Source organism: Psychrobacter sp. AOP22-C1-C5, from assembly GCF_052378885.1.
Taxonomy (GTDB): Bacteria; Pseudomonadota; Gammaproteobacteria; order Pseudomonadales; family Moraxellaceae; genus Psychrobacter.
Genome location: NZ_JBQSYC010000004.1, coordinates 66,740 through 83,530, shown reverse-complemented (window position 1 = coordinate 83,530; position 16,791 = coordinate 66,740). Strand labels below are relative to the sequence as shown.

General features: G+C 43.9%; 11 protein-coding genes and 1 tRNA gene. 8 read left to right on the top strand and 4 right to left on the bottom strand.

The window, feature by feature from the left end; genetic code table 11:
- Positions 1 to 2: 2 nt before the first annotated feature.
- The 3 genes from guaB to cysS form a co-directional block, all read right to left on the bottom strand.
- A complete protein-coding gene (gene guaB / locus ACT3TH_RS07255) occupies positions 3 to 1,475 on the bottom strand; it encodes an IMP dehydrogenase (RefSeq protein WP_444755183.1) in 1,473 nt (490 codons plus the stop codon).
- A 182-nt stretch (positions 1,476 to 1,657) separates the two neighbouring features.
- A complete protein-coding gene (locus tag ACT3TH_RS07250) occupies positions 1,658 to 3,661 on the bottom strand; it encodes a mechanosensitive ion channel family protein (protein ID WP_444755182.1) in 2,004 nt (667 codons plus the stop codon).
- 142 nt (positions 3,662 to 3,803) lie between these two features.
- Complete coding sequence (gene cysS / locus ACT3TH_RS07245) at positions 3,804 to 5,264, bottom strand: cysteine--tRNA ligase (RefSeq protein WP_444755181.1); 1,461 nt, start codon at positions 5,262 to 5,264, stop codon at positions 3,804 to 3,806.
- 288 nt (positions 5,265 to 5,552) lie between these two features.
- Here cysS and ACT3TH_RS07240 point away from each other — a divergent pair, with 288 nt between their 5' ends.
- Entirely contained in the window at positions 5,553 to 6,191 is a 639-nt protein-coding gene (locus tag ACT3TH_RS07240; RefSeq protein ID WP_444755180.1) for a cob(I)yrinic acid a,c-diamide adenosyltransferase, read from the top strand.
- 121 nt (positions 6,192 to 6,312) lie between these two features.
- On the opposite strand, the gene ACT3TH_RS07235 is transcribed toward ACT3TH_RS07240, so the two are convergent.
- A complete protein-coding gene (locus ACT3TH_RS07235) occupies positions 6,313 to 7,251 on the bottom strand; it encodes a hypothetical protein (RefSeq protein ID WP_444755179.1) in 939 nt (312 codons plus the stop codon).
- Positions 7,252 to 7,591: 340 nt separating this feature from the next.
- Here ACT3TH_RS07235 and ACT3TH_RS07230 point away from each other — a divergent pair, with 340 nt between their 5' ends.
- The 7 genes from ACT3TH_RS07230 (at position 7,592) to ACT3TH_RS07200 (ending at position 16,749) form a co-directional block, all read left to right on the top strand.
- Complete coding sequence (locus ACT3TH_RS07230; protein WP_444755178.1) at positions 7,592 to 8,320, top strand: glycerophosphodiester phosphodiesterase; 729 nt, start codon at positions 7,592 to 7,594, stop codon at positions 8,318 to 8,320.
- 449 nt (positions 8,321 to 8,769) lie between these two features.
- Positions 8,770 to 9,948, top strand: coding sequence for an acyl-CoA desaturase (locus tag ACT3TH_RS07225; RefSeq protein WP_444755361.1), 1,179 nt, complete (start codon positions 8,770 to 8,772; stop codon positions 9,946 to 9,948).
- Between the two features lie 309 nt (positions 9,949 to 10,257).
- Positions 10,258 to 11,724: a protein adenylyltransferase SelO gene (locus ACT3TH_RS07220; RefSeq protein ID WP_444755177.1), complete on the top strand. Its 1,467-nt coding sequence runs from the start codon at positions 10,258 to 10,260 to the stop codon at positions 11,722 to 11,724.
- A 333-nt stretch (positions 11,725 to 12,057) separates the two neighbouring features.
- Positions 12,058 to 14,379: an NADP-dependent malic enzyme gene (locus ACT3TH_RS07215; protein WP_444755176.1), complete on the top strand. Its 2,322-nt coding sequence runs from the start codon at positions 12,058 to 12,060 to the stop codon at positions 14,377 to 14,379.
- A 148-nt stretch (positions 14,380 to 14,527) separates the two neighbouring features.
- On the top strand, positions 14,528 to 15,751 hold the full coding sequence (locus ACT3TH_RS07210) for a tRNA nucleotidyltransferase (RefSeq protein WP_444755175.1): 1,224 nt from the start codon (positions 14,528 to 14,530) through the stop codon (positions 15,749 to 15,751).
- A gap of 19 nt (positions 15,752 to 15,770) precedes the next feature.
- Positions 15,771 to 16,577 carry a pteridine reductase gene (locus ACT3TH_RS07205; protein WP_444755174.1) on the top strand — a complete coding sequence of 269 codons (807 nt, stop codon included), beginning with the start codon at positions 15,771 to 15,773 and terminating at the stop codon, positions 16,575 to 16,577.
- Positions 16,578 to 16,672: 95 nt separating this feature from the next.
- Positions 16,673 to 16,749: transfer RNA gene (locus ACT3TH_RS07200), tRNA-Ile, on the top strand.
- Positions 16,750 to 16,791 lie beyond the last annotated feature (42 nt).

Here is a 16,791-nt window from a genome sequence, read left to right as displayed (position 1 = left end):
ATCTAATTCACACGATAGTTTGGTGCTTCTTTAGTGATTTGCACATCATGAACATGTGACTCTTTCATACCTGCTGACGTTACCTTGATGAATTGCGGATTGGTACGCATGTCTTCAATGGTTGCAGAGCCTGTATATCCCATAGAAGAACGCAAACCACCAACCAACTGATTAACGATGCCAGCGACTGGGCCTTTATAAGGAACACGTCCTTCAATACCTTCTGGTACTAGTTTTTCCACGCCGTCTTTGGCGTCTTGGAAATAACGGTCTGATGAACCATTTGAGCCTGACATTGCGCCAAGGCTGCCCATGCCACGATACGCTTTATAGTAACGACCTTGGAACAGCTCCACCTCGCCCGGCGCTTCTTCAGTACCCGCCATCAACGAACCTACCATGATACACGATGCGCCAGCTGCAATGGCTTTTGCCATATCGCCTGAATAACGAATACCACCATCCGCAATCAATGGAATGCTGTCTTGTAGGGCGCTTGCAACATTGTCGATAGCTGATATCTGTGGTACACCAATACCTGCAATGATACGCGTGGTACAGATAGAGCCTGGGCCTATACCAACCTTCACAGCGTCCGCGCCCGCATCACGTAAGGCTTTAGCGGCATCGCCAGTAGCAATATTACCACCGATGACTTGCACATTTGGATAGTTTTTCTTGATCCAAGACACCTTGTCAATCACCCCTTTTGAGTGACCATGCGCTGTGTCAACCACGATAATGTCTACATCAGCTGCGATCAATGCTTCAACGCGAGCTTGCGTGTCTGCACCTGTACCGACGGCTGCGCCAACACGAAGACGGCCTTGCTCATCTTTACAAGCATTTGGATTGTTTTCGGCTTTAGCAAAATCGTTCACTGTGATTAGGCCGCGCAAACGGAAAGCATCATCAATGACGATTACTTTTTCGATACGGTGCTCATGGAGCAATCTTTTGATGTTTTCGTTGCTCTCACCTTCATGGACGGTCACCAATTGATCTTTTGGCGTCATGATTTGGCTGACTGGCAATGATAAATTGGTTTCAAAACGCCAATCTCTATGGGTCACGATACCTACAACGTTATCTGTGCCTCTTTCGACCACAGGAACACCTGAGATATTATTATCGTTGGTTAACTGTAATAACTCACCAATGGTCATCTCTGGATGCACAGTAATAGGATCAACGACCGTACCTGCTTCAAACTTTTTGACGCGGCGTACTTGTGTGGCTTGTTTGACGATATCCATGCTCTTATGCAAGATACCCATACCGCCCAGTTGCGCCATTGTAATAGCCATTTCAGACTCAGTCACTGTATCCATAGCCGCAGAAATCAGCGGTAGATTCAATGTGATATTTTTGGTCAAACGAGTAGAAAGATCAGCAGTTTTTGGCAGGACTTCAGAATAGGCGGGCAACAATAAAACGTCATCAAAGGTTAAGGCTTCATCGACAATTCGCAACATACAGACCCCTAGTGGTGGTTATTTTGATGGGTGGGATTTTGCATTTATCCCTTAAAAATAACGCCACATTATAACAAATAAGTAGGCAGATCGCATGCTTATTTGTTAGCTTATTTTACGGAATGCTGACCAGTCTTGCTGACTGAGAGATTTAAAAGTAACTAGATGTTTTTATTGGCTATTCACTCATCCCTAGTTTTGAGTATTAGGCGCTCGGCTGGTAAGTATGCCTTTTGTTCATGATACAGATAATGGAGCATCTTCTCACGTACTTGACACTCTAAGTAAAACGCACTCATAGGGCCATCAGATGCCATACTCCCACGAAGTTTAATGGTGTTTTCGCTTAATGACACCGTGACCATTTCAGGATCAGTGTCACCATCCCACAAATCATTTGCTTTTACCAGCGCAATAAACTTCTCGCGAATGGCATCAATATCTGCACCATAATCAACGTATAAATAGACCACAGAGGTTTGATGCGTTTCTGTATGGGACCAGTTTTCTACAATTTCGGTAATCAATAGGCGCATAGGGACAATCAATCGACGCTCATCCCATGTTTTTAATACCGCATAGGTATAACGTAAGTCCTCAATCGTCGTCCAATCACCTTCCATCATCACTGTATCGCCAATACGTACTGGCTGAGTCACTGCTACCTGTACACCTGCGATAATATTACCTAATATAGGCTGCGCGGCAATACCGAGGACCACACTCGCAATACCAGCTGAGGTCAATAACGTTCTACCCAGACCTTCCATATTAGTGAATTCACTAAGTCCCATCCAAATACTGCCAAGGATCATGACGAAGATAAAAACACGACGGAAAATCGACACATAGGTACGCCGACGACGCTCCTTATCAAAATGCTCTTCAGCCAAATTTTCAATCTGCATGTTTTGGTAGCGGTTAGCGAAGAAATTAATGATGCGTATGCCCAGCCACATGGTACTAAATACCAAAACAATCCAAATCAGTGGACGAATCGACGGGGCAACTGCATCTAAATACGGGAACCCACCTGAAACCAAGGTAAAAACCAGCAAAAAACTGATGGTAAAGGTCAAAGGTACGGTCAGCTTACTGACCAAATCTGCGACGCCATTACTACTACCGACATACATGCTGTACTTTTCATCATCAATATAACGACTGATGAGCTTTTCGGTTCCTTTACTGAGTAGCCAGCCAAGCCCCATGGTAAATAAAAAGAATATCGTTAACGCAAAAAATTCCCACAGGGCGATACCAAAAAACTTGAGTTTCGACCATGTCGGTAGATAACGCTCAAACTCTGCTGGATGATATTGCTCATAGAGATTGTCGATATTGCCAACTGTCTGAGCGGAGAAAACCCAAATAGAGGGATTGTTTTCTACCCGTACTCGCTGCAAATAGATAGGGACACGGCGCTCCCGATAATCAATATACCCGAGCTGGATGGAGCGTCTAGCGATACCTGTTACGCTACTGTCATTACCAAGCGGTGGCTCAACTAGGCCATCAGGGCGATCCGGCAAATCATCAAATACATAAAGCTTTTTTTCAGACAATAAAAAGTCAAGACGCTTTGTTAATTCAATAGAACGACTGCGTTGCACCTCTTCTTCAATGAGATTCATATTAAGCGCATACACAGCCAAATCATATTGTTGCTTCATCACTGCAGATTGAAAAAACTCTAAGGTAGCAAGCGGTGTGGACAAATTCGGCGGTTCTGACAATGGTGGCAAGCCTGTATTGAGCTTGTTTAATACATAGTAACTCTCATTGTATTCGCCCGTCAGGCCAGAATCACCTTGTAGTGTGCCTGCTTGTTGTACCGCGCTGCGCTCGGTGGGATCAAACATCTCTTCTGCAATTTCAGACAGACCGACGTTTTCTTTTTTAATTGTGTTCATCTGCTGAGTCGCATACTCAACCAAGGTATCAGGTGAGCTTGCATTTTGCTCGCTACTGCTTCGCTCGTCGGTAGCACTGGCAGCCTGTACAGAGACCATAGGTACGCAAATAATACTTGCGACAACGAGCAGATAAGTTAATAGCAGCTGTAACATGCGATAGCGTCGCTGTTTGGATTGGCTGTGAGAACATTGATTGCCGTACAACTCACAGCCTTCAACCTCAATTGCCGTATTGTTGGCTGCTATAGTGCTTTTCTTGAAAGTGTACATATATTTAAAAGCCGCCAATTCATGTAAGGTTTGTATGCAAAAAATTTTTATTATCTACTTAACCTAGTGCAGTCTACAAAAAAAGTCAGCATAAAGCTGACTTTTTTATTACGATAAGTATGTAGGTTGTGTAATTGCGACTTTATGCGCGGCGCCATGTCGTACCAGCGCGACTGTCTTCAAGCTCAATACCCGCTGCTTTTAACTGCTCACGTATCTCATCAGCCCGTGCAAAGTTTTTGTTGGTTTTGGACTCTGCACGCTCAACAATAAGACCGTCGATCATCGCATCTGTTAAGCTGCTTTCAGTGGTATCACCTACCACGGCTTGCAAAAACTGCTGCACTGGTTGTTGTAAAATATTCAATACTTGTGCCAACGCTTTGAGCTGCTGCGCCAATTGCCAAGCCGTCTCTATGTCTTCTGCTTTAATCGCTTTATTGATATCACGCGCCAGCCCAAACAGTACACTAATCGCTGTAGAGCTATTAAAATCATCATTCATCGCTTTGATGAAGCTTTGCCCAACTTCACTGCTGTAAGCCTCATTTAACGAGGCATCGTCGACGGTTAACGTTTGCTGCTTTTGTTGTTCTGCCAATTTTAATGTATTGTAGAGTCTGCTTAGGCTATTATGTGCTTCGTCTAAAGCGCTGTCAGAGAAGTTTACTTGGCTGCGATAATGGCTCGACAATAAGAAAAACCGCACGGTTTCAGGCAAATACTTTGCAGTCACATCGCGGATGGTTGAAAAGTTAGCTAACGACTTAGACATCTTTTCGCCATCGACGTTGATGAAGCCGACATGCATCCAGTTGCGCGCGTACTCGCAGCCAGTCGCTGCTTCAGACTGTGCAATCTCATTTTCGTGATGCGGAAACTGTAAATCATGACCACCACCATGAATATCAAAGGTACTGCCTAGACATTTGGTTGACATGGCTGAGCATTCAATGTGCCAACCTGGACGTCCTTGTCCCCAAGGCGACGCCCATTGCGGCTCATCAGGTTTTGCCGCTTTCCATAATACAAAATCAAACGGATTGCGCTTATCATTTTCGACATCTACTCGCGCGCCTGCTTGCATGTCATCTAGATTACGTTTTGATAATTTTCCATAATCGGCAAAACTATCGACCGCATAATAGACATCACCATTGTCACCTGCATAAGCATAGTTGCCTGTGACCAGCGTTTCGATCATTTGTTGCATCTCATCGATATGATCTGTCGCACGCGGTTCGGCATTAGGTACCAAGCAACCAAGTGCAGAGAAATCTTCGTGCATCGCTTTAATAAAACGCTCAGTCAATGCACCAATCCCTTCACCATTTTCGGCGGCACGAGCAATGATTTTGTCATCTATATCGGTAATATTACGCACATAATTGACGTCATAACCCAATTGCGTAAGCCAGCGTACCGCCATATCAAAACCAACCATCATCCGAGCATGACCGATGTGACAATAATCATAGACGGTCATACCGCACACATACATGCCGACCTTGCCTTCAACAAGCGGCTTAAATGACTGCTTGCGTCCAGTGAGAGAATCGTAAATGGCAAGCTGAGACATAGCGTCTGCAAGTGGTGTGGTCATAACGAAAAAGCCTTTTTATTAAGAGTATGAATGGTTAAGAATAAAATAAAAGCATGAGCAATATATTGTAAATGAATAAAAGCCACTATCAGATAAATCTAATCCCCCAAATAAGGGTGATTATCAACGAATAAGCACCATTACTGATAAATGCTGTTTATAAAGCTATCGTCAAAAAAGATGATCCTATAGAACTTGGCCCATTATCTTAGCGAAAACCGCTATAAAATACTACAATGAGCGCGCAACTAACATTATTCAATCATAAAAACAGTTAAGGATATCAATATGGGCAATCGTTTAAGCAAAATATATACACGTACTGGAGATGACGGTAGCACAGGCATGGCAGATGGCAGTCGCGTCAGTAAGGCAGACGATCTATTCAACGTGATGGGTGACATTGACGAGCTCAACTCACACATTGGTCTTGTTCGCGCACATTTAATGCAAGCAATGACAGATAACGAGATGCCACAAAAGCAACTACTGACACATTTGCCATCACAAACTGTTTCAGACTTTGACCAAGCCTTGGTTATTATTCAGCATCTATTATTCAACATCGGCGGTGAGCTTGCTATGCCTGAATATGAAGGCATTACCGCCACTCATATTGACTGGTTAGAACAGCAGATCGATACCATGAATACGACACTGCCACCGCTAAAAGATTTTATTTTGCCGACAGGCTCAGTGTTGGTCAGTCAGCTGCATGTGGCACGTAGTGTGTGCCGCCGTGCCGAGCGCCAAGCCGTGTCATTACAGCAGCAACGTCCACAAGCAATTCGTGGGACTGCTGTCAGCATTATCAACCGTTTGTCCGATTGGCTTTTTGTTGCTGCCCGCTTTTGTACAGACCCTGAGCAAGTCTCTGAAGTGCTTTGGAACAGTCAGGTTTTACAAGTATTCACGGAAGATAAGTAGGGACTTAAGACCATATCGCTGTTGTTAAGAAGCCTTAAACCATAAAAAAGCCCGCAACATCAATATTGCGGGCTTTTCTTTTTATGACACGCTTATTTAGCCATGACCTTAACTTTACTGATTAGTAAGTCGCACTTTCGTCTTCGATGATTACCATATCGATGCTTTCATCACTAGGCACAACTTTTGGTACAGATGGTGTTGTAGGATTGGCAGTAGGCGCCGTAGCGGACGTGTTGCTACCGTTAGAGCTGCTCTGATTTTGGTTACTGCTTGGACGATTCACAGTGGGTGTTGTCGCAGGTTCAGTAGGACGGATTGGCTCAACTGGAGTTGCTGCTCTAGGCTGACGAGCTGGTGCTGGTTGGCTGTCATTGTTCGAAGCAGCAGGACGCTGGGCGCGTTGCTCATCCATCGCTAATTTGAATACAGAAGCTGCTACCACATCGGCCACTACGTTAATCAAGGCTGGCTGCCCAGCAATACGCGCACGTACCTGACCGCCTTGAGTGCCAACGACATAAGTGAAGGCATCATCAACGAGCATGTTGTTATTAATACGAATATTGTTTTGCGCTAAGCGTGACTGTAAGCTTGGCTGGTTATTAGCTGCTTGGACTTGGCTGGCTTGATATAAATCTTCGCTTGGCAATGTCATACTAACGCTTGCCTGACAAGTTGTCATGCCATTTGCATTGGCTTCTTGTATGACTGCCGCATTTTGCACATCGATCACAATGCCGTTAGTTTTGCTAGTGATAACACCGTTTTCCAAGCTGATTTCTGATTCTTGGGCGTAATTACCAGCCATTGTTTGTGCTTGCTGATTCAGTGTGTTTTTTAAGGCCGCTTTAAGACGATCTTGTACCATTGGATCATCACAGCTAACTGCGGTCGCTGCCGCATTCTCCTTGACTGCTGGTGTCTGCTCCGTCACCTCTGCTGTCTGAGTGGTATCTTCTTTTTCTGAGCGATCGCAGCCTGCAAGCGCCAAACTACATACTATGCCAATGCCCGCAACTTTGTGCCACTTGTTCAAACCATTATTTGCTACGCTCATATTACTTTTGCTCCCGAATTACTGATTCTTACCGCCACTGGTAAATAGTGATTGATATTCAAATCTCAGTTCTAGCGACTACAGATCTGAAAACCCCGTTATTATACGGTCTTTAGATGAAATGGTCATTAGTGTAACCTCTGGATATGCAAATAACGTCACCTAACAAGGAAAAACCTGCACTTAGTTGCAAAAACATAACAAACACACATTTATCAAACTTTGTAAGGCTGGTAAAAGTACTTGGTTATATAGTGAGTCTATTGAGCAAATTTCATTAGACGTTATCAATATGACGCTATATGATTACTCTTGAAAACAGCTAACGCTATGTAGAGCTATGATAAATTTTGAACGCACGCTTTTATTAGGTCATCGCGGTGCTCGTGGTGAAGCAGTAGAAAACACACTCATAGGTTTTCAGTACGCCCAACGGCTCAAGGCACGTGGCTTAACAGGTATTGAATTTGATGTACAATTGAGCGCTGACGGTCATTTAGTGGTGTTTCATGATGATGATTTAGCACGCATGTGTGGTCAGCAATCACGCATCGATCAATTGAGTATGGCGGAGATACGACGACATAGACAATTTGAACATCAAATTGTTGAACTGACCAGCATAGCGCCTGTACTGAACGGTTTTACTTACATTGAGCTTGAGATTAAGACGCATAGTCGTACTGATTATGCCAAATTAATCAAAGCCCTGACGCATGATTTGATTCATAGTCCGTTTGCTACTCTTCCCATTGCTCTAACCAGCTTTGATGTAGAACTACATGCACGGCTCCAAAGCAACAAGCTGTTAAACCATATTCCACGCGGCTTACTCATTCGCACACCCGAAACATTGATGATGGCTACCAACACCGCCATAAAACTTGGCTGTGTTCAGCTAGGTATTCATTACCCTCTTTTAAGTCAGTCCTTTATCAAACACAGTCACCGCTATGGTTTGCCAGTTAGCGCATGGACAGTCAACGATGTTGACACAATTAAACAGCTCATTAAATGGCAAACTGACGTCATTATCACGGATTTTCCGAGTTATTTGCTCACAAACTGACAAACCTATCCTGCCCTTGATTTACTTCAAATAGACTACATATCTATAGTGCTTCTTACACTTCTACCCCATGCCCGATAAATCACCGATTAATTTTGTGAATGCATTCCATAATCCATACAAGTTATTGTTATTTAGCAATATTTTTATAGTGTATAACTGTTCACTTTATTGATTTTTTAAGGTACTATAGGGGCTTAAATTAATACCGCTAGGGATATTATATGATTGCAAAAAAAGCACTTGGCTTCCCGCTTAAAGGCTTACGTTTCGCTATCAAATCTGGTGATACGCTTGTAAAAGCTGCCAGCGTTCAAGTCACACGTTTTAAAACGCGTTTTGATGAGAATAAAACGAAAAGCGCACTCAATGATCAGCCTGTTACCAAACGCGATTACGCGGACGTTGACAGTCAAACTGCTGCTTCTACCAAAGAAGCAAGCATTGATATGCGTGAGTTTGAGTTTACGAAAGCACCGATCAATTGGATTCCAGCGACTATTTTAGTTGCTACGCCTATTGCTGCCGCTATCATTACGCCATGGTATTTATTTACTCATGACGTTAGTGCACCAGTTTGGGGTGTATTTGGTGCCTTTATGGTGTGGACAGGTATCAGTATCACAGCTGGCTACCATCGCCTATTGTCGCATCGTGCTTACAAAGCACATCCAGTGGTCAAAAACTTTTTATTGCTTGGCTCCACCCTAGCGGTTCAAGGTTCAGCATTTGACTGGGTATCTGGTCACCGTACTCATCATCGTCATGTTGATCATCGTTTAGAAGACCCTTATTCAGCCAAACGCGGATTTTGGTTCAGTCATATGGGTTGGATGCTACGCAACTATCCTAGTGGTAAGTTTGACTACAAAAACATTCCTGATTTGACCAAAGATAGAACGCTACGGATTCAGCATAAGTATTATGGTTTGTGGGTAGTGGCACTAAACGTTGGTATGGTCGCGGCTATCGGCTGGCTACTTGGTGATGTTTGGGGCACATTGGTCATCGTTGGTTTGTTACGCTTGGTCTTAACGCATCACTTCACCTTTTTCATCAATTCTTTATGTCATATGTTTGGTACGCGTCCTTATACCGATACCAATAGTGCCCGTGATAACTTCTTCTTGGCACTAGTGACTTGGGGTGAGGGTTATCATAACTATCATCATTTCTTCCAGTACGACTATCGTAATGGCGTAAAATGGTGGCAGTATGACCCAACCAAATGGTTGATTGCTGGTTTATCAAAACTTGGCCTCGCCAGCGAACTACGTACTGTTGATGATACGACCATCAAACATGCTGAAGTACAAATGCAGTTCAAAAAAGCACAGCAGCAGATTGATACGGCAACAGGTAGTGGACTTGATCTCCCTCATGCAATGAAAGCGTTCCAAGATCGCATCAAGTTTGAATATGATGCCTTTACGCAAACTGTGGAAGAGTGGCAAGCGCTAAAAGCTAAAACCATTGAGCTGAAAAAGACAGAGTTTGCTGATCGTTTGCATGAAGTTGATGATAAATTAAAGCATGACTATGCCAAAATTGAGAAGAAGATACTTGAGCATAATAGCAACCTAAAAACAGCGTTTCGCTCTATTGGTCAAAACACCAAAGCGGCTTAATCGCTCACATGTCTATCTTCATTATTCTACTTTAAATTTTCTCCCTCCCTCTATTTGTAATAAATAGAGGGATTTTTTTATGCTTATTTTATGGCAATTTTTGACAACTATTTTTTAAGTAAGACTATTTTTGAAAACCTGAGTAGTGACGCAAACCAGTTTGACACAGCCAAATCTGTTTTTTGTGATCGGTTCGGATGAGCGTGGATACAAGAGAAAGACAGAGCGAAACGATGCCCTATGAAGGCTATGCTATAGTGAGTTTCTAACTTTATAATTCGATTTTTTATTTCAATGGGAGCGGCTTTTATGCGTTATCAAAATACCTATGTCAACTTGGACACACGCCTTTACCATGAACAGCCGCCTACACCATTAGACAATCCGCGCGCTGCTCATTTCAACACACAGGTCGCAGAGCAGTTGGGTTGGACGGACGACGATGAATTAATGACACGCTGGGTGGAAATCTTGGCTGGTCAATATGTGCCAACTGAATTTAGACCACTGGCAATGGCTTATGCTGGTCACCAGTTCGGGCAGTGGGCTGGACAATTGGGCGATGGACGTGGCCTATTGATGGCGCAAGTTCTAGACAAGGATGACAAACTACAAGATTTGCATCTTAAAGGCATTGGATTGACGCCCTATTCGCGTATGGGTGATGGCCGTGCCGTCTTACGCAGTACCATTCGTGAGTATTTATGTGGTCATGCGCTCACTCAACTTGGTGTTCCTTCGTCTAATGCATTGGGGTTCGTCGTGTCTGAGACGCGAGTACGCCGCGAGCGAATGGAAGCGGGAGCCGCATTAATGCGTGTGGCGGATAGTCATATTCGTCTCGGTCATATTGAGTGGATTGCTAGCTTTGCACCTGACTTACTCGGTGAGTTTACCGATTATATGATTGACACCTACTATCCAGAATGCCGTGATAGCGATACACCCGTACTTGCATTTTTGACTGCCGTGGTTGAGCGTACCGCAAAAATGATCGCGGACTGGCAGTTGATTGGTTTTGCACATGGCGTCATGAATACAGACAATTTGTCTATTACCGGTAGTACCCTAGACTTCGGTCCCTTTGGTTTTATGGAGCGCTTCAATCCAGCTTGGATAAACAATCACTCTGACCATACAGGACGCTATGCGTATCAAAACCAGCCTGCCATCGGTCATTGGAACCTCAATATCTGGTTGCCGCACTTTATGCGTTTAGAAGGTGTCACTCGTGAGGCACTGTCAGATTGCTTAGCGCCTTATGAAGCGACATTCATGCAGCATTATCAGCAAGGACTGTGCCGTAAGCTTGGACTGCCACATGAAAAGGACAGTTTAACCTTAGCCTTTGAGTGGTTGACGCTATTAGAAGACAACTTGCTTGATTATAACAATAGCTTTAGAGCCTTACTGGGTCTGGTAGCGCCAGACGAGCACCCTTATGAGCAGCAGCTGCTAGCAACGATGACGGCGGAGCTCAATCAGGAGGCACAAAAAGTGTGGCAAGACTGGTCAATAAGTTATTTAGCGCACTTAGAGCTTGTATCTTTTGAACAAGTCATTAATGATATGAGAACCAATAACCCTGTCTATGTCTTGCGCAATAGTATGGCACAGCGGGCAATCACTGCCGCAGAGCAAGGTCAGTTTGATGAAGTTGATCGTGTGTTTCGTTTGCTTGCCAGTCCTTATGAGGTGCAGGATATTGCCAGCGAGCTTGACACTACGCCTCCTAACACCGACACACCGCAGATGCCAATCAGTTGCTCATCTTAATACAGATAATTAGCTAAGAATAATAACAATAATATAGAGATTATGGTTGATATACGTCCGCAGTCTTTAGTATTATCAAATGGCGAAATGTTGAATATCATTTTAGTATATTATTCATCCAATTCTTTGCCGTTAGCTAGGCCGTGAATTGCCAGTGATGATAGGATGACAGCCTTTATTAGACTGTGTTTTTAATCTGATATTCAACCGCTTATTATTGTTATACCAATGTCATGACTCTCTTCGATCTTCATCATTCAATGATCTTTTAAGGGTAAGACGTTTTTATCACCATTTAATTTAATACAATTTATTCCAACCATGGCAATTATTATGAATGACGATACCAATTTGAATACGGATAATCTTAGTACAGAAAAAGAGCAGTTTGAACAAGCTGCCTTACACTATCATGAATTTCCTCGTCCAGGTAAAATCTCAGTCACCCCTACTAAGCAGCTAGCTAACCAGCGTGATTTGGCACTTGCCTACTCGCCAGGTGTCGCCATCCCTTGTCTTGAAATTGCAAAAGACCCAAAATTGGCGGCCAAATATACGGCACGTAACAACTTAGTTGGCGTTATTACCAACGGTACTGCGGTACTCGGTCTAGGTAATATTGGTCCACTAGCCTCAAAGCCTGTGATGGAAGGCAAAGGTGTTCTATTCAAAAAATTCGCAGGTATCGATGTCTTTGATATTGAAATTGCCCAAAACGATCCAGACAAGTTCATCGAAGCTGTTGCTTCTCTTGAGCCTACTTTTGGTGGTATCAACTTAGAAGACATCAAAGCACCAGAATGTTTCAAAATCGAGCGTGAATTACGCGCACGCATGAATATTCCGGTATTCCATGATGACCAACATGGTACCTCAATCATTGTTGCTGCTGCAATGCTCAACGCTTTGTTGATCACTGGCAAAAAAATTGAAGACATTAAAATTGTTTGTTCAGGTGCAGGCGCAGCGGCTATTTCTTGTCTAGATATTATCTGTGCGCTTGGCGTTAATAAAAACAATATCTTTGTTTCAGATTCACGCGGTATCATTAGTACCAGCCGTGAAAACCTTGATGAAACCAAACAGCGCTATGCCCGTGATACCACTGCGACAACTATTGAAGAAGTCATGGACGATGTTGATATGTTCTTGGGACTATCAATGCCTGGTACGCTGACAGAAGATATGGTTCGCCGTATGGCAAAAGACCCTATCGTCTTTGCTCTTGCCAACCCAACACCCGAAATCATGCCAGAATTGGCGCATGCTGTGCGTCCAGACGTGATTATGGCAACAGGTCGCTCGGATTATCCAAACCAAGTAAACAACGCCCTATGCTTCCCTTATATTTTCCGCGGTGCATTAGATGTGGGTGCAACGACTGTTAACGAAGAGATGAAAGTCGCTTGCGTTAAAGCAATCGCTGCTATGGCACACGTTGAAGCCACGCCAACGACCAGCGCCAGAAATATCGAAACCATGAAAAGTTTCGGTCGTGACTACTTAATCCCAGGCCCTCTAGAGCCTAACTTAATCATTGAGATTGCCTCTGCTGTCGCCAAAGCGGCGATGGACTCAGGCGTTGCAACCTTGCCTATCGATGATATGAGAGTGTATCGTCAGCGTTTGTCTGAGTTTGTTTACAACTCAGCATTCGTTATGAAGCCTATCTTTGCTCGTGCTAAAGCTGATCCTAAGCGTATCGTATATTGTGAAGGCGAAGACAATAACATCCTACTTGCCGTACAGGTCGTCGTTGATGAAGAGCTTGCACATCCTATCTTAGTCGGTCGTCCAGCTGTCATTAACGATCACATCAATAAGTTGGGCTTGCGTCTAAAAGATGGCGAGAACATCACTATTGTAAATCCAGATGACGATCCTCGCTACAAAGACTACTGGCAGGGTTATTACGAGAAAAACAAACGCCGCGGTGTGAGTATTGAGCTTGCCCGTCGTGATGTACGCCGTAAAACTACTCTGATCGGTGCTTTATTGGTCGACAACGGCGATGCGGATGGCATGATTTGTGGTACGTTTGGTCATTATCAGATGCACTTAGAGTATGTCAGAAACGTCATTGGCAAAAAAGAAAGCGTCAGTGATCTTTATGCTATGAATGCCGTCTTGATGCAGGATCGCAACATCTTTATTGCTGATACTTATGTTCATGAAGATCCAACGTCTGAACAATTGGCTGAAATGACTGTCTTGGCTGTCGATCAGTTGCGCCGCTTCGGTATCACGCCGCGTGTTGCACTCGTCTCTCATTCTAACTTTGGCGCATCAAACCGTGCCAGCGCGGTCAAAATGCGTAAGGTTCATCAGTTATTGACTGATATGAATGTAGACTTTGAGTTTGAAGGTGAGATGCAAGGCGATGCTGCGCTTAACGAAGTGATTCGTTCAAACCAGATGCCATCAAGCCCGTTAAAAGGTGCAGCAAACCTGCTTATTTTACCCACGCTTGACGCATCAAATATTGCGTTCAACTTACTCAAAACAGCAACTGGTAGTGCTTCTATCGGCCCTATCTTATTGGGTACGAACCAACCTGTCCATGTTCTAACCCCATCAGCGACGGCACGTGGTATCGTCAATATGACGGCGCTTACTGTAACGGAAGTTCAGGACTTAGAAAGCGAAGGTGAGTAATAGCTCGCCAGATAGCACAAACGTATGGTTAAGAGAGTCGCTGTAATTTATTTTTAGAGACTCTCTGCTATACTAAACCAGTCAATACTTTAAAAGCATTGACTGGTTTTTTTATGAATAAAAATTGAGTCTAAAAAAAGAGAAAATTATGCAAGTGTATCTTGTTGGTGGTGCGGTACGCGATCAACTGTTGGGACGTCCTATAAAAGACAAAGATTTTGTCGTCGTTGGGGCAACGGTTGCCGCTATGCTAGAGGCAGGGTTTCAGCAAGTGGGCGCTGATTTTCCTGTATTTTTGCATCCGACCAGTCATGAAGAATATGCACTGGCACGCACAGAACGCAAACAAGGCGTCGGCTACCAAGGCTTTAGCATTTATGCCAGCCCTGATGTCAGCTTAAAAGACGATCTCGAGCGCCGTGACCTGACCATTAATGCTATGGCAATAGAAGTCATTAGCCTAAATGATGATTCCCCTATTAATGGTGAAGTGATTGATTATTATGGCGGCCTGACTGACATAGATAACAAAACCTTGCGCCACGTCTCAGATGCATTTAGCGAAGATCCGTTGCGAGTGCTACGAACTGCTCGTTTTTATAGTCGATATTATGACTTGGGGTTTACTATTGCCGATGAAACATTAACCTTAATGCGCCAATTGGTTCAATCAGGAGAGCTTACGCATTTGAGTGCGGAGCGCGTTTGGCAAGAATCGAGTCATGCAATCATGCAGCTGTCGCCTCACGTATACTGGCAGCAGCTGTATGAGATTGGCGCGCTTACTGAGTACTTTGCACCCCTACATCATGCTTGGGCTAACGATCATATAAGAGAAACCATACAGACGGCGCTGTATTTTGCAGGTCAAATGCAGCTGAACTTATCACAGCGATGGGCACTGCTAATGACAAGCCTGAGCTCCTCTTCATTCACTCTGAAAAATAAAGACTTAGTGCTTGACGAAGCTATGTATGCAAAAGGTGTTAACGACAAAGGTATTAGTGACATAGGCAATATAGTTAAAGTGCCAAAAGCACACACCCAGTTTGCAAAGTTATTCATTCAACAAATCGAAAAACTAAATACCATAAACCATCTTAATGCTGCCGAAAAGATTGAACTCATACAAGCTTGCGGCGCTCACAAAGAGCCCGAAAAACTTTCACAACTGCTTGTCACCAGCCACGTCTTGCAACTGGCCATACAGCACCGTCAGATGATGATTGCATTAGGTAGCTTTCACGCTATTGGTATGGAGGATATCCAATCAGATTTGAAAGGGCCAGCCATTGGTGAGGCATTACAACAGGCTAGAATTTCGCATTTACAAGCGCATACCATATCTAATCAACACTGCAACCCTTCTTAGACAGTAAAATATTCGATTTATGAACCTAGACTATAACGTTACTCAACCAAATAATGGCAGTACACCAGTCATGCTGGTGACTGGTAGCGCTAAGCGTATTGGTGCAGCCATTGTTAAAGCGGCTCACAATCAAGGCTATAGAGTCATCATTCATTGTCATCAGAGTGAACAAGACGCTCAAGCTTTAGCTACGCAGCTTAATCATACTCGTGCTAATAGTGCTGTCGTTATCGTTGCTGATTTAGCTATTGTCGAGGACAGTAGTGCTTTGGCTGAGTTTATCGAAGATATCATGAGCACTTTTGGACAACTGGATGTACTGGTGCACAATGCTTCGCGCTTTTATCCAAGCCCTCTTGGCGATATTCATCATGCGCAATGGGATGAGCTTTTTTTGACCAATGCTAAGGCTCCTTTGTTATTAAGCCAAGCGCTCCTTCCTTACCTGAAAGAGCAAAAAGGCTGCATCGTCAGTCTATTGGATATTCATGCGCACGATAAGCCCTTTAGTAATTACATTGTCTATAACATGGCAAAGGCGGCTCATCGTATGATGGTACAGTCTTTGGCGTTAGAGATGGCACCAGAGGTACGTGTCAATGGTGTCGCGCCTGGCGTCAATGTCTTACCTGAAGCCAATAGCGATCAGGCAATTGAAGCTAAACAGCAACGAAGTATCATCAACTCCATTCCCATGCGGCGGATAGGCCACCCTGATGAAATTGCCCATAGCGTGCTTTATCTTGTGGGAGCCCATTACGTCACTGGTGAAATCATCACAGTCGATGGTGGCCGCAGTCTGACGCTAGCTGGCAGCCTTGTTTAGTAGAAAAATAGCACTTTATAGAAAATATCTTTACTACTCTCTATCTTTTACTTGAAAAATAAAAAAAATCAGGTATCATTGTGCGTCTAACGTTAGGGCCCATAGCTCAGTTGGTTAGAGCAGAGGACTCATAATCCTTTGGTCGTAGGTTCAAGTCCTACTGGGCCCACCATATTTATATTGTACAAAGAAATCAGGCTTGTTTGCAGCGATG

Excerpts from the sequence above, each read along its gene's own strand:
- cysS (WP_444755181.1), bottom strand. The coding sequence starts at position 5,264 with ATGACCACACCACTTGCAGACGCTATGTCTCAGCTTGCCATTTACGAT.
- ACT3TH_RS07215 (WP_444755176.1), top strand. The coding sequence starts at position 12,058 with ATGAATGACGATACCAATTTGAATACGGATAATCTTAGTACAGAAAAA.
- ACT3TH_RS07205 (WP_444755174.1), top strand. The coding sequence starts at position 15,771 with ATGAACCTAGACTATAACGTTACTCAACCAAATAATGGCAGTACACCA.
- ACT3TH_RS07240 (WP_444755180.1), top strand. The coding sequence starts at position 5,553 with ATGGGCAATCGTTTAAGCAAAATATATACACGTACTGGAGATGACGGT.
- ACT3TH_RS07220 (WP_444755177.1), top strand. The coding sequence starts at position 10,258 with ATGCGTTATCAAAATACCTATGTCAACTTGGACACACGCCTTTACCAT.
- ACT3TH_RS07235 (WP_444755179.1), bottom strand. The coding sequence starts at position 7,251 with ATGAGCGTAGCAAATAATGGTTTGAACAAGTGGCACAAAGTTGCGGGC.
- ACT3TH_RS07250 (WP_444755182.1), bottom strand. The coding sequence starts at position 3,661 with ATGTACACTTTCAAGAAAAGCACTATAGCAGCCAACAATACGGCAATT.
- ACT3TH_RS07210 (WP_444755175.1), top strand. The coding sequence starts at position 14,528 with ATGCAAGTGTATCTTGTTGGTGGTGCGGTACGCGATCAACTGTTGGGA.
- ACT3TH_RS07230 (WP_444755178.1), top strand. The coding sequence starts at position 7,592 with ATGATAAATTTTGAACGCACGCTTTTATTAGGTCATCGCGGTGCTCGT.
- ACT3TH_RS07225 (WP_444755361.1), top strand. The coding sequence starts at position 8,770 with ATGCGTGAGTTTGAGTTTACGAAAGCACCGATCAATTGGATTCCAGCG.
- guaB (WP_444755183.1), bottom strand. The coding sequence starts at position 1,475 with ATGTTGCGAATTGTCGATGAAGCCTTAACCTTTGATGACGTTTTATTG.